This is a genomic window from Micromonospora sp. NPDC005161, from assembly GCF_053599855.1.
This window is the reverse complement of the sequence record NZ_JBSFYQ010000026.1, coordinates 63,306-76,715: the sequence shown is the minus strand read 5'-3', so window position 1 is coordinate 76,715 and position 13,410 is coordinate 63,306. Positions and strand designations below refer to the sequence as shown.

13 protein-coding genes and 1 pseudogene are annotated in these 13,410 nt (G+C 70.7%); 9 read left to right on the top strand and 5 right to left on the bottom strand.

Features of this window, described 5'->3' with window-relative positions; translation table 11 throughout:
* The first annotated feature begins 201 nt into the window (after positions 1-201).
* From ACWD5O_RS23620 to ACWD5O_RS23605, 4 genes are all read left to right on the top strand, one after another.
* Positions 202-834, top strand: coding sequence for a hypothetical protein (locus ACWD5O_RS23620; protein ID WP_354964304.1), 633 nt, complete (start codon positions 202-204; stop codon positions 832-834).
* A 183-nt stretch (positions 835-1,017) separates the two neighbouring features.
* Positions 1,018-2,349 carry a glycosyltransferase family 4 protein gene (locus ACWD5O_RS23615; protein ID WP_450086575.1) on the top strand — a complete coding sequence of 444 codons (1,332 nt, stop codon included), beginning with the start codon at positions 1,018-1,020 and terminating at the stop codon, positions 2,347-2,349.
* Entirely contained in the window at positions 2,346-3,212 is an 867-nt protein-coding gene (locus ACWD5O_RS23610; protein ID WP_354964302.1) for a glycosyltransferase, read from the top strand. The genes ACWD5O_RS23615 and ACWD5O_RS23610 overlap by 4 nt, the downstream gene beginning before the upstream one ends.
* Positions 3,193-3,885 carry a polysaccharide deacetylase family protein gene (locus ACWD5O_RS23605; RefSeq protein ID WP_354964301.1) on the top strand — a complete coding sequence of 231 codons (693 nt, stop codon included), beginning with the start codon at positions 3,193-3,195 and terminating at the stop codon, positions 3,883-3,885. The genes ACWD5O_RS23610 and ACWD5O_RS23605 overlap by 20 nt, the downstream gene beginning before the upstream one ends.
* Positions 3,886-3,891: 6 nt before the next feature.
* Here the strand turns inward: ACWD5O_RS23605 and ACWD5O_RS23600 are convergent, their stop codons facing one another.
* The 4 genes from ACWD5O_RS23600 to ACWD5O_RS23585 form a co-directional block, all read right to left on the bottom strand.
* Entirely contained in the window at positions 3,892-4,824 is a 933-nt protein-coding gene (locus ACWD5O_RS23600; RefSeq protein WP_354964300.1) for a glycosyltransferase family 2 protein, read from the bottom strand.
* Positions 4,825-4,854: 30 nt separating this feature from the next.
* Positions 4,855-5,931 (bottom strand): GNAT family N-acetyltransferase, encoded by a 1,077-nt coding sequence (locus ACWD5O_RS23595; RefSeq protein WP_387325598.1) that lies wholly within the window; start codon positions 5,929-5,931, stop codon positions 4,855-4,857.
* A gap of 170 nt (positions 5,932-6,101) precedes the next feature.
* Positions 6,102-7,454 carry a UDP-glucose dehydrogenase family protein gene (locus tag ACWD5O_RS23590; protein WP_450086574.1) on the bottom strand — a complete coding sequence of 451 codons (1,353 nt, stop codon included), beginning with the start codon at positions 7,452-7,454 and terminating at the stop codon, positions 6,102-6,104.
* A gap of 73 nt (positions 7,455-7,527) precedes the next feature.
* The gene (locus tag ACWD5O_RS23585) at positions 7,528-8,922 is read right to left on the bottom strand and encodes a sugar transferase (protein ID WP_354964297.1); all 1,395 of its coding nucleotides are present in this window, start codon (positions 8,920-8,922) and stop codon (positions 7,528-7,530) included.
* Positions 8,923-9,403: 481 nt separating this feature from the next.
* Between ACWD5O_RS23585 and rfbA the strand changes: the two genes are divergently transcribed.
* Genes rfbA through rfbD form a run of 4 tightly spaced genes read left to right on the top strand, consistent with a single transcriptional unit; the run spans position 9,404 to position 12,796 of the window.
* Complete coding sequence (rfbA, locus tag ACWD5O_RS23580) at positions 9,404-10,291, top strand: glucose-1-phosphate thymidylyltransferase RfbA (protein ID WP_354964296.1); 888 nt, start codon at positions 9,404-9,406, stop codon at positions 10,289-10,291.
* A complete protein-coding gene (gene rfbC / locus ACWD5O_RS23575; protein WP_354964295.1) occupies positions 10,288-10,920 on the top strand; it encodes a dTDP-4-dehydrorhamnose 3,5-epimerase in 633 nt (210 codons plus the stop codon). Before rfbA ends, rfbC begins: the two co-directional genes overlap by 4 nt.
* Complete coding sequence (gene rfbB / locus ACWD5O_RS23570) at positions 10,917-11,930, top strand: dTDP-glucose 4,6-dehydratase (RefSeq protein ID WP_450086573.1); 1,014 nt, start codon at positions 10,917-10,919, stop codon at positions 11,928-11,930. The genes rfbC and rfbB overlap by 4 nt, the downstream gene beginning before the upstream one ends.
* Positions 11,927-12,796 (top strand): dTDP-4-dehydrorhamnose reductase, encoded by an 870-nt coding sequence (gene rfbD / locus ACWD5O_RS23565; protein WP_450086572.1) that lies wholly within the window; start codon positions 11,927-11,929, stop codon positions 12,794-12,796. The genes rfbB and rfbD overlap by 4 nt, the downstream gene beginning before the upstream one ends.
* Here rfbD and ACWD5O_RS23560 read toward each other — a convergent pair.
* Positions 12,793-13,185, bottom strand: a complete 393-nt coding sequence (locus ACWD5O_RS23560; protein ID WP_354964292.1) for a GNAT family N-acetyltransferase — start codon at positions 13,183-13,185, stop codon at positions 12,793-12,795. The genes rfbD and ACWD5O_RS23560 overlap by 4 nt on opposite strands.
* Between ACWD5O_RS23560 and ACWD5O_RS23555 the strand changes: the two are divergent.
* Positions 13,167-13,367 (top strand): annotated as a pseudogene (locus ACWD5O_RS23555) (universal stress protein); the annotation flags it as partial. The gene ACWD5O_RS23560 and the pseudogene ACWD5O_RS23555 sit on opposite strands and share 19 nt — an antisense overlap.
* Positions 13,368-13,410 lie beyond the last annotated feature (43 nt).

Here is a 13,410-nt window from a genome sequence, read left to right as displayed (position 1 = left end):
TTGAAAGAGCATTCCTCGACACCGGGGACGGTTCCGCGCCGAAGGTCGAAGTCAAGCTATACAGACCGGAGGCACGACGGCTACCGCCGATCCGGTCGAGTTGCTTGCTGCATTCGTCCATGCCCCGTGGCATCCTCCACGCCTGAGTCGTCACACAGCATAAGCGGCGAGCGGACCAGAAAGGACCCGAAGGGCGTGTATATGTCTGATGTCTTGGCGACGCTGCGTCGGCGGTGGTATCTCGTCGCCACCGGCCTGGTGGTCACCGCGCTGGCCGGCCTGGGCGCGCCCCAGGTCACGCCGCGTTACCTCGCCTCGGAGGTCGTCGTGATGCAGCCGCCGGTCTCGCCCTACGCGCCCAACCCGATGACCGGGCTCTACCCGTCGATTTCGATCACCGGAGCGGCGGTGGCGCAGCGGCTGAGCACGCCCGACGCGAAGGCGCGCCTGCGGACGGCGGGAGTGACCGGTCCGTACGCCTTCCAGCCCCGCAACACCGGCACCAACCAGGAGCCCCGGTACGTGATCGGCTCGATGACCATGACGACGATCGCATCCGACGAGGAGAGTGGGCTGCGCGCGCTCGCCGTGCTCAGGGACGCCTTCGAGCAGGAGCTCAAGAGCTTGCAGGACCGGTGGAAGGTGGCTCGGCAACTGCGCATCACCACCGCCGTCCTCGTCCCGCCGAGCGCGACGTTGCAGCCCCACTCGCCGTCACGGGCCCTGGTCGGCGCCGGGCTGCTCGGCGTCATCGCGACCCTGGCGGTGACCCTCTGGACCGACGAATTTCTCCGCCGCCGCGGCACGCGCCGATCGGTGAACGTGACCCGGTGACCGATCGTCCGCATCAGAGTTGCCGACGTTGCCGCAGGTCAGGGCCAGGAAACGGGCACATTCGGTGAGTCCTCTGTAAACATCCCGACACGCCGGGCGACCCAACGGTTGATTGTTTACTCAATCAGCGGCGGGGAGCGTACGCAGGGAATCAGCTCGAACGTGAACCGAGGTGACCCGGACGTGATCAATTCCCGGCCCCACATCACCATCCTCGTGGCCAACCTTCCCGCCGAACGCGATCGCCGAGTCATCAGGGAATGCCTGAGCCTCGAGGCATATGGCTTCGACGTCACCGTCATCGCGCCACGTGGCGACAAAAGCCTGCGCACTTTGCCGGGCAGTCGGAGCACTCGGCTACGCCCCTATCCAACCTTTGTCTACGGCCACGGGGTACTTTCGTACGGCGTCGAATTCGCCTGGTCGTTCCTCTGGATCGCCGTCCGCCTGCTGGCCGAGGTGCTCGGTGGACGGGCGCACGCGGTGCAGGTGTGCAACCCGCCCGATGTCTACTGGCCGCTGGCGCTGCTGCTGCGGGCCCTGGGCCGCCCTTGGGTCTTCGACCACCACGACCTATGCCCCGAGGTCTACGCGTCCCGCGTCGGCACCCCGAACAAGTGGGCCTTCCGGGTTCTCCGGGCCTTCGAGTGGCTGACCCTGCATACGGCCACCGAGGTCGTGGCCACCAACGAGTCGTTCAGGGACAACGCCGTACGGCGTGGCGTCTCGCCGGCACGGGTGACGGTGGTCCGCAACGGTCCGACCCGGGGGGAGGTCGCCGAGCCGGGCGAAACCACCGACCCGGCGGATGGCCGCCAGGCCGACCAGAAGGTGGTCTATCTCGGTGTCTTCGGACCACAGGACAACGTGGAGGGAGCCGTGCTGGCCGCCGAGCAGTTGATCCGTCGCCGCGGGCGTACCGGCTGGCGCATGGTGCTCGCCGGCGACGGCGAGAGCATGCCGGCGCTGACCAGGCTCGCCACGGACCGGGGCCTGACGGACGTCGTGGAGTTCACCGGTTGGCTCGACGGCGTGGCCGTCGACGAACTGCTGCGCACCGCGACGGTCGCGATCCAGCCCGACCTGCCGACCCGGATGAACGAACTGTCCACCATGGCCAAGACCGTCGAGTACCTCGGCCGTGGTGTGCCGGTCGTGGCGGTGGACCTCCTCGAGACCCGTCGCAGCGTGGGTGAGGCCGGCGCCTACGTCCCCACCGGTGCACCGGAGGAGTTCGCCGAGGCCATCGACGAGCTGCTGGACGATCCGGCTCGCCGGGCGCAGATGCGGGCCGTCGGGCTGGCCCGCTTCCGGGAGACCCTCGCCTGGGAGCACCAGGCCGACGCCTACGTCGCGGTGTGGCGCCGGCTCCTCGCCAAGCGACTCCCCGACGGCGTTGCCACGCCCGCCTCCCCCGCCGGCGCGGTGGCCGGACCGGCCACGCGGGCGGGCGACGCGGCGCCGGCCGAGCACCACCCGTCGGCGGCGACCGAGGACCGGGTAACCACGCGGTGACCAGCATCGTCATCGCCGCCCACAACGAGCGCGCCGTCATCGGCCGCTGCCTCGATGCCCTGCTGGCCGAGGCCGCGCCCGGCGAGTTCGAGGTCACCGTCGTCGCCAACGGCTGCACCGATGAGACCGCCGCCATCGCCGCCGCGCGACCGGGGGTACGGGTCGTCGAACTCGCCGAGGCCGGCAAGCCGGCCGCCCTGAACGCGGGGGACGAGGCCACGCGCGGATTCCCGCGCATCTATCTCGACGCCGACATTGTGCTCTCCACACAGGGGGTACGGGCCGTCGCCGCGGCGCTTGACGGACCGCACCTGGCCGCGACGGTCCGCCGGGAGCTCGACCTAACCGGCCGGCCGATACTGGTGCGCGCCTACTTCAGCGTCCACCGCCGTTTGCCGGTCTTCCGGGACGGTCTCTTCGGGCGCGGCGTGATCGGACTGTCCGAGGCCGGTCGGCATCGCTTTGACCGGTTCCCGGCGCTCGTGGCCGACGACCTCTTCCTCGACTCCTTGTTCGGGGCAGCCGAGAAACGGCAGGTCGACACGGTGAGCTCACGGGTGGCGACCCCGCGGCGCACCGGGGACCTGGTGCGCCGGCTAAGCCGGGTCCGCAGAGGCAACTCGGCCATGCGTGCCGCCGCCGGCCAGGGCCAGGTCGGGGCGCGCGTCCACCCCGCGGCCCGCCTCTCCTGGCTCCGTGACGTGGTCCTCCCCCGGCCCTGGCTCGCCCCGGCGGCGCTCTGCTATGTGGCGATCACGGTCCTCGCCGCGCTGTCCGCCCGGAGCCACGCTGAAGGCGCGGCCGGTTGGGGGCGCGACGACTCGTCCCGACAGGAAGAGGCGCATGCCCCAGTCCGACGGTAGGCACGTGCCGACCGGCACCACGGTCAACATCTGCTTCCACGGCATCGGCGAGCCGCGCCGGGACCTCGAGCCCGGCGAGGAGCGCTACTGGATCCGGCCGGACCAGTTCCACGCCATCCTGGACGACCTGCTCAGCTGGCCGTCGGCGCGGATCAGCTTCGACGACGGCAACCTCTCCGACGTGCGGATCGGTCTGCCCGGGCTCACCGCCCGCGGCCTGTCGGCCGAGTTCTTCGTCCTGGCGGGGCGGCTCGGGACGGCCGGCAGCCTGGACGCAGACGACGTACGGGAACTGCAGGGTCACGGCATGACGATCGGCACGCACGGATTGCACCACCGCTCGTGGCGCGGAATGGACGAGCAGACCACGTACGACGAGCTCGTGACGGCCCGGTACCGTCTCGTCGAGGTGGTCGAGCAGGACATCACGACGGCCGCCTGCCCGCTCGGGCAGTACGACCGGCGGGCGCTCGGCGAGCTCCGGCGGCTGGGCTACACCGCAGTCTTCACCAGTGATCGCCGGCCGGCCAGGCGAGCGGCATGGCTCCAGCCGAGATTCAGCGTCCGCCGCGACGACACGCCCGCCACTCTGCGGGCTGCCGTCGGGGCCAGCCGAGGCTGGCCCCGACGGATCCGGGGCGAGCTGGTGAGCGTGGCCAAGCGCTGGCGGTAGCCGGCGTCACCCGGCGGAGTGCACGGTCGCCGGCCCCGGCACCTCCCGGATCTTCGCGGGCCTGAGCAGGTCCCGCGCTGCTGCCCGGCTGGTCTGCCGACCGAGCAGGGCGCGGCTGGCCTCACGAGCCAGGAGCACGAACCAGTAGACCGCGGTAGACGCCAGGCCGTGCCGACGGCGGTAGAGGCGTACCCGATTGAGCGTGAGCAGCGCCCACAGCTTCGGCGAGTGCCGGGAGTCACCCTCCAGGTGCACGGCGCGGGCACCGGGTACGAAGCGCGTGACGAGACCCGCGTCCCGGGCCCGCAGGGCGAAGTGGGTCTCCTCCGAGTAGAGGAAGAAGGACTCGTCCCACGGGCCACACCGCTGCCAACACTCTCGACTGATCAGCAGCGTGGAACCCTCGGCCCAGTCGGTGACCGTCTCCCGGGCGTACCGGCGATCGTCGGTCACCACCTCGCCGATCACGGCATAGCGGCCGGCTCTCCGAGCCCCGAGAATGGCGTCCCCGAGGGCCCGCAGGATGGTGGGTTCGCGGCGCAGCGTCGTGATGAGCGCGCCGACACCATCCACGATATGCGGCACCGCTATGCCGGTGCCGTTCGTGCCGAGGGCGGCCAGCAGGGTCTCGACGCAGCCTGGCCGGAGCCGGACGTCGGGGTTGAGCACGAGCACCGCCGCGTGCGGCGGCGCCGCGGCCACGGCCGCGTTGATACCGGCGGCGTAGCCCGCGTTGCGTCCCATCTCGACCACGGTCGCTTCGGGCGCCAGGCGACGCAGGGCCGCCACGGTGCCGTCGGCGGAGGCGTTGTCGGCGACCGTGAGGTGCCAGGACAACCCGCCCAGCCCCGGGCCCAGTGCCGCGAGGAGATCAGGCAGCAGCCGCTCGCTGTTGTAGGTCACCACAACGACGGCAACCCTCACCTCGGTAACGCTCATCAGGTGCTCCCATCCATGAAATGCCGGGTGTCACCGCTCGTGCAGCCTGGCGCGGAGACCGCGCAGGATTCGGCCCGTCCCGCCGCTGCGGAGTCGAGCCCCGACGGCGCCGGTGCGCACCGAGCGCGCCAGCGCGAATTGTGCCCGCCGGGCGCCGGCCACCGCCCACGACCGGCCGACGCGTCCCTCGGCCACCGGCACCTCGTCATTTGACAGCCGGCTCTTGTAGAGCGCCTCGGACTTGCCGAGGTCGATGTGCTCGATCCCATCGGCCGCACCGGCCTCGGCCATGCGGAGGCAGAGCAGGATGCCGGCGGAGTGCCGCGCCAGGTCGACGTCGTACGCGGGGAACCAGTAGGCGAGCACCGACCGGCTCCGCAGCCCGAGGTGGGCGGCGACGGGCTGGTCTCCGGCGTAGAGCGTGGAGACGACGGCCCGGCAGCCGGCCGCGGAGGACTGGGACAACTCCGTGAGCACCGCCTGGATCCACGGCGTCCGGAACCGGTCGTACTGCTGCGTCCGGCGGTACTGGTCCGACTTCCAGCGCCGCAGCGCGAGCATCACGCCCTCGCTGCGGTCCTCCCACTCGAACCGCTCCTCGCCGAGCTCGCGCACCATGCGGCGCTGCTTGCGCAGCGCCTGCCGAATCAGGTTCCCGTCGGTCATCCGGTCGTCGACGTAGCTCTGGTAGCCCTTCGACAGGTCGATGATGGGAGACCCGGCCACCCGAGCCTGGTACGGCGCGAAGGGTGCCTGATCGGCCAGCAGATGGTCGAACTCCCACACGGCCAGCCCGCACGCCTTCAACAGCCGGACCGGGTCCCAGTCCAGGCCGGGACGGTGCACCAGGCCTTGACAGTCGGAGATGCCGGAGCCAATCGGCACTCCGATGACCCGATGCCTCACCTCATACGGGAAGAAGCCGACGATCTTCGGGCCGTCCTGCAGCACCGCCACCCGGGCAGTGGGGCGGCTACGACCGACCGCGAGGGCGAATTCCGGGGCGAGGAAGGGATTCTGCAGCCTCGGCTGGGACTCCTGCATCTGCCGCCACTCGGTGACCTCGGCCGGGCCGAGGTCACTCGGACGGACAACGGAGATCTGCATCGGTCGCCTTTCCCTGGACAACGCTGTTTTCGCCGCGGTTCATCGTGCCCGCTCCCGACGCAAAGGTGAACCGGGGCCGGTGTCGGTTAGCCGTCTGCGCATGTGGACCTGTGGTGGCCCGTCGGCACCGTTCGGACGGCCGGGCCCAGCCGTCGGTACGCTCCGGCGCTTCACGGGCGGCCAAGGGCCCGGTACTCCCAACCCGCCGCTTGCCATCGGGCCGGGTCCAGGGCGTGCCGGCCGTCGGCGATACGCGGCCTCGCCACCACCGTACGCAGCGCCGCCGGGTCGATTTCCCGGAACTGCGACCACTCGGTCAGCAGCACCACCACGTCCGCGCCGGTCGCCACATCGAAGGCGCTGTCACCGTATTCGAGCGCCGGATACGCCCGGCGCGCGTTGGCCATGGCCACCGGGTCGAAGACCCGCACCCGTGCCCCCGCCCGGTGCAGGGCGCTCGCGACGTCGAGCGCGGGCGCGTCCCGGATGTCGTCAGAGTTCGGCTTGAACGCCGCGCCCAGGGCCGCCACCCGGACCCCGCGCAGGTCCCCGCCGGCAAGATCGCGTACCAGGTCCACCATGCGTTCCCGGCTGCGCTGGTTGATCCCGTCCACCTCGCCCAGGAAGGCCACCGCCCGCCCCACGCCCAACTCCTCGGCCCGGTGCATGAACGCGCGGATGTCCTTGGGCAGGCACCCGCCACCGAAGCCCAGCCCCGGACGCAGGAACCGGCTGCCAATCCGCTCGTCGAGTCCCAGGGCCGTGGCCAGGTCGTGGACGTCCGCGCCGCTGGCCTCGCACACCTCTGCCATGGCGTTGATGTACGAGATCTTGGTGGCCAAGAAGCCGTTCGCCGCGACCTTGACCAGCTCCGCGGTCTGCGGATCCGTCACCAGCACCGGGCAGCCCTGGTCGACCATCGGAGCGAACACCTCGCGCAGGCGTCGCTCGGCCCACCGGGAGGAAACGCCGAACACCAACCGGTCGGGACGCATCGTGTCGTCGACGGCGAAGCCCTCACGGAGGAACTCGGGGTTCCAGGCCAGCTCCACGGCATCGCCGGCCGGCGAGACGGCGTGCATCAGGTCGGTGAGCCGGGCAGCGGTGCCGACCGGAACCGTGGACTTGCCGACGACCAGCGCACGTCGGTGCAGGCCACAGGCCAACGTGATCAGCGCCGCCTCGACATGCCGCAGGTCAGCCGCGTACGAACCGGCCCCCTGCGGGGTCCCTACGCAGAGGAAATGGACGTCGCCGAAGTCGGCCGCCTCGGCCAGGGACGTGGTGAAGCGCAACCGCCCCGAATCCAGCGCCTTCGCCAGCAACTCGGGCAGCCCGGGTTCGAAGAAGGGCACCTCGCCCGCGGCCAGCCGCTCGATCTTGTTCGCGTCGACGTCGACGCCGAGCACCTGGTAGCCGAGCGCGGCCATGCACACCGCGTGGGTGGCCCCCAGGTAGCCGGTGCCGATGACGGTGAGCTTGGGGGCAGTGCAACCCACCGGTTCGATGCACCCGGTGTCCATGGTTTCCTCCAGACGGATCAGGACGCGACCGACAGCGCGTGCGCCAGTCGTGCGATGACGGGGTGCGGCGCGGTCAGTAGGCTCCGGAGCTCCGGACGACGGCGCTCAGCGTGCGGACCAGGATCACCAGGTCCATGGTCAGCGACCAGTTCTCCACGTACGACAGGTCGAGTCGGATGGACTCCTCCCAGGACAGGTCCGACCGGCCGGAAACCTGCCACAGCCCGGTCAGGCCGGGCTTGACGACCAGACGCCGGCGCATGTCCGACGGATAGTTGGCCACCTCACCCGGCAGCGGCGGCCGCGGTCCGACCAGCGACATGTCGCCCCTGAGCACGTTGACGAGCTGCGGGACCTCGTCCAGCGAGAGCCGGCGCAGCCAGCGCCCGACCCGGGTCACCCGGGGGTCCTGGCGCATCTTGAACAGCTCCCCGTCGGTCTCGTTGCGGTCGAGCAGTTCCGCCAGGCGTTCCTCGGCGTTCACGTACATGGTCCGGAACTTGTAGATGCGGAACGGCCGGCCGTTCTTGCCCACCCGCACCTGACGGAAGATGGCGGGCCCGCCGGCACCCGGGCTCATCCGGACCAGCACGGCGATCGCGAGCAGCACCGGGGCGGCGACGATCAGCAGCAGGAACGCCGACACCCGGTCGAAGACCGCCTTGACGACCCGCCGGCCGCCCTTCAACCGAGGGTGCTCGACGTGCAGCATCGGCAGGCCGTCGACGGGTCGGACGGTGGTGCGGTCGCCGGCCACGTCCACGAGGTTGCTGGCGACGATCAGGTCGACCTCGTCGCGTTCGAGTTGCCATCCCAACCGGCGCAGGGCGGATCCCGCCATCTCGGGACAGGAGAGCACGACGATCGTGTCCGCGCCCGCGCCCGTGACGGCCGCCGGAACGTCCGCGAAGGTGCCGAGGATCGGCGGCAGCCCGCTGGCGCGTGGCTCCGCGGTTGCCACCGGCAGATGCGGGAGACAGGCGCCGACCACGCCGAGCCCGTGGTAGCACTCGCGGCGCAGCCTCCTGGTCATCTCCGCGACGGCGGTTTCGTGCCCGACCAGGATCACCCGGTGCAGCCGCTCACCGCGGGCCCACGACCGGTGAAGCTGCTGGCGGACCAGGTAGCGCATCGCGACGCCGGCGACGGTGACCAGTGGCATTGCGATGATCACGTAGCCTCTGGCGAGTCGGAAGTCGAACGCGAGGGAGACGACCGCCAACATGGCGGTAACGGCGAGACCGGTTTGGAAGACCCGGACGTACTCATCATTTCCTACGAATAGATGGCGCGATTCATACGCTCGGTTGAGGGTGAGCGCCAGCACCCAGGCGAACGGCAGCGCAAGGGTGAGCCAGAGATGACCACGGTTGTACGGCTCCGCCGTCGCCGGGCCGAATCTAAGGCTCAGCGCCACCCCGGCCGACCCGGCACTGGCCGCGAGGTCGACGAGGCAGAGTGTGGCCACGTAACGGGACTGCCATCCAGTCCGCAGCGGATTGACCGAATGGCCTATCGGCGCCCACTCACCCTGCCGCCTAGTCGTGTCGTCAATGACCTGCGCGATTTCTACCAATGCACACCGCCCCACGTACACGGGCCGACCAGCCACACCCCTGCGGCTCGTCGTCCGGCTCGAGTTGGTGGTACCCGCGAAGACTATGCGTCCGGGATCCCCTTCCCAGAGGCGTAGGCGGGACCGACTGAGGTGAGCATGCTGACCACGGACTCAATGCGCCAGCATCGTGTTCGGCATTTCTGAGCCAAAGTCGAATTGCCGACTACGCACGCGCTGACTGGCGGCCGACCGCATACCGAACCGGCGTTTCACAATGGCCGTCCAGTTGCCCTGGTCAACCGAACGAGGCGGCGGTGACACTTTCGGACGTTGTCAGAATCGTTCGGTTTCCGGTCCCCAGGTGACCCTTCGCGGCCGGTAGCCTCGCGCCATGCGCGGAATACTTCTCGCCGGCGGCACCGGAACGCGGCTGTGGCCGATCACCCGTGCAGTGTCCAAGCAACTCATGCCAATCTTCGACAAGCCGATGATCTACTACCCCCTGTCCACATTGATCATGGCGGGCGTACGCGAGATCTTGATGATCACCACACCCGAGGATCAGGACCAGTTCCGTCGCGTGTTCGGTGACGGGGCCCAACTGGGGCTGCGGCTGGAGTACGCCGTACAGCCACGCCCGCAGGGAATCGCGCAGGCCTTCCTCGTCGGCGCCGACTTCATCGGCGCCGAATCCGTGGCCCTGGTGCTCGGCGACAACATCTTCCACGGCGTCGGGCTCGGCCGGCAGCTCGCCGGTCACGGAGACCTCGTCGGCGGTCGGATCTTCGCCTACCAGGTGGCTGACCCCGGGGCGTACGGAGTGGTCGACTTCGACGCCGACGGCAGAGTGCTCTCGATCGAGGAGAAGCCGGCGGGGCCGAAGTCCCGCTACGCCGTGCCCGGGCTGTACTTCTACGACAACCGGGTGGTCGACTTCGCCCGCAAGCTCACGCCCAGCGCCCGTGGCGAGCTGGAGATCACAGCGCTGAACGAGATCTACCGAGAGCTGGGCGAGCTGTCCGTGACAGTGCTGGACCGGGGCACCGCCTGGCTGGACACCGGCACCTTCACGTCAATGATGCAGGCCGCCGAGTTCGTCCGGGTCATCGAGGAGCGCCAGGGCATGAAGATCGGGTGCGTCGAGGAGGTCGTCTGGCGGGCAGGCCTGATCGACGACGACCAGCTGCGGACGCTGGCCGAGCCACTGTCCAGGAGTGGATACGGCGACTACCTGCTCGGCCTGCTGGACCAGCACCACCGCCGGGAGGTACGCCGATGAAGATCCGGCCGTTGAGCATCGACGGGGCCTGGGAGATCAGCCCGCAGCAGCACGGCGATCCGCGCGGGTTGTTCCTGGAGTGGTACCGCTCCGACCGGCTCGCCGCCGTGGTCGGCCATCCGCTGCGGCTCGCCCAGGCCAACCTCTCGATCTCCGCGCACGGCGTCGTCCGTGGCATCCACTTCGCCGACGTGCCCCCCGGCCAGGCCAAGTACGTGACGTGCGTCCGGGGGGCGGTCATCGACGTGGTGGTGGACGTCCGAATGGGCTCGCCGACGTTCGGGCGGTGGGAGGCGGTCCGTCTCGACGACGACGACCGTCGCGCGGTCTACCTAAGCGAGGGCCTGGGACACGGCTTCTGCGCGCTGACCGACGATGCCACCCTCAGCTACCTCTGCTCCACCAGGTACAACCCAGCCGCCGAGCACGCCGTGCACCCGCTCGACCCGGAGCTGGCGATCAGCTGGCCGACCGAGGCGCCGCTGCTGTCGGCGCGGGATGCCACGGCGCCGACCCTGGCCGAAGCGCGGGCAGCGGGCCAGCTCCCGGACTACCCGACCTGCCGGTCCCAGCTGGCCGGCCGGACCTCCGGTACGACGCCCGCCTCGACGGAAGGAAGTCACCCGTGAGAATCCTGGTCACCGGCGGAGTCGGATTCATCGGGTCGGAGTACGTGCGCATGCTGTTGGCCGCGCCGGGCAGCACCGGCCCGAGGGACCCGCAGGTCGAGCCGACCGCCGTCACGGTGCTGGACAAGCTGACCTACTCCGGAAACCGGCAGAACCTGGCGCCGGTGCGGGATGACCGACGGCTGCGGCTCGTGCCGGGTGACATCTGTGACAGTGCCCTCGTCGACGAGGTCGTCGCCGACCATGACGTGATCGTCCACTTCGCCGCCGAGTCCCACGTGGACCGTTCCATCGAGGGCGCCGCGCCGTTCGTCGTCACCAACGTGCTCGGCACCCAGACCCTGCTCGACGCCGCACTGCGGCACGGCACGCAGCGGTTCGTGCACGTCTCCACCGACGAGGTGTACGGCTCCATTGACGAGGGCTCCTGGACAGAGACCTGGCCGCTGTCGCCGAACTCCCCGTACTCGGCTTCCAAGGCCGGCTCCGACCTGCTCGCCCTGTCCTACCACCGCACCCACGGCATGGACGTGGTGGTCACCCGCTGCTCCAACAACTACGGGCCGTACCAGTTCCCCGAGAAGATCATCCCGCTGTTCGTCACCAACCTGCTCGACGGCGGCACGGTGCCGCTCTACGGCGACGGCGGGAACATCCGCGACTGGCTGCACGTGCACGACCACTGCCGAGGCATCGCGCTGGTCCAGCACAAGGGCCGTGCGGGTGAGGTGTACAACATCGGCGGCGGCACCGAGCTGACCAACAAGGAACTCACCGGCCGGCTGCTGCAGGCGTGCGGCGCCGGCTGGGACCGGGTCGTACCGGTCGTCGATCGCAAGGGCCACGACCGCCGCTACTCGCTGGACATCACCAAGATCAGCGAAGAGCTAGGGTACGCCCCCAGCATCGACCTCGAGCGCGGTCTGGCGCAGACCGTGCGCTGGTACCGGGACAACCGGGCCTGGTGGGCGCCGCTGAAGGCGGCCAACAGGCCGGCCGTCGCCGCGTGAGTCGCCTGCTGGTCACCGGCGCCGGCGGCATGCTGGGGCGGGATCTGCTGGCCGCGCTGCGGCCGCGGGACGACCTGTCGGTCACCGCCACCACCCGCGCCGACCTCGACATCGCCGACCCGGACGCGGTGCGGGACGCCGTCGCCGGGCACGACCTCGTGATCAACACCGCGGCGTGGACCGACGTCGACGGGGCCGAAGCCCGGGAGCAGGCCGCCACCGCCGTCAACGGCGACGCGGTCGCCAACCTGGCCAGCGCCTGCGCCGCGACCGGGGCGCGGATGATCCACATCTCCACCGACTACGTCTTCCGAGGCGACGCCACCGAGCCGTACCCGGAGGACGCCCCGACCTGTCCGGTCAACGCGTACGGGCGCAGCAAACTCGTCGGAGAGCTCGCCGTGACCCGGTTGCTCCCCGACGCCGGCTACGTCGTGCGCACCGCCTGGCTCTACGGCGCGCACGGGCCCAACTTCGTCGCGACCATGCTGCGGCTCGCCGGGGAACGCGAGCGGCTCGACGTGGTGAACGACCAGCGGGGGCAACCCACCTGGTCATACCGGCTGGCGGAGCAGCTCGTCGCGCTGACCGGCGCGGCGCTGGCCGGCCACGCCGCCCCCGGCGTCTACCACGGCACCGCCTCGGGCGAGACGACCTGGTACGGCCTGGCACGCGCCGTGTTCGACCTGCGCGGCCTCGACCCGGACCGCATCCGGCCGACAACCAGCGACGGTTACCGGCGGTCCGCGCCCCGTCCGGCGTACAGCGTCCTGGGCCACGACCGCTGGCGTGCGGCGAACCTGCGGCCGCTGGCGGACTGGCGCTCGGCCCTGGCTGAGGCATTGGCCACCGGTCGGACCCGTTAGGCGGGCAGCTCCAGCAAATACTCCTCGACCTCGGCGCCGCGGCCGTTGGCGTACCCGTGGTCCTCGCCAACCACCACGAAGCCGCACTTGCCGAGCACGGCGAGGGATGCGGCGTTGTCCTTGGCGGCGCGGGCGTGCACCGGCCGCTGCGGCAGCTCGCGCAGCAGCGCGGCCAGGGCCGCGGTGGCGTGGCCCCGCCCCCAGCGGGCCGGGTCGATCCAGTAGGTGACCTCGGTGCGCTCGCCGTCCGGGAAGGCGCTCACGTGGCCGACCACCGCCCCGTCGACCTCTGCGGTGCGGACCAGGATCTCCGGGTCGGTGAGCACCCGCGCCCAGTGCCGGGCGAACTCCCGGTGGTCGGCCGGGTCCGCCGGGCCGAACGCGGCCACGTCCGGTCCGGGCGCCAGCGCCGGAGCAGGCGCTCATCGAGGCGAGCGGCCAGGCCGGGCTGCTGGTGGTCGGCTCGCGGGGGCGGGGCGGCTTCGCCGGTCTGCTGCTCGGCTCGGTGAGCCAGGCGGTGGTGCAGCACGCCAACTGCCCGGTGCTGGTCGTCCACCGCCACGAGAGGTGACCGCAGCCCGCCGGGGTGGACGCCCCGGCGGGTGCGGCGGTGG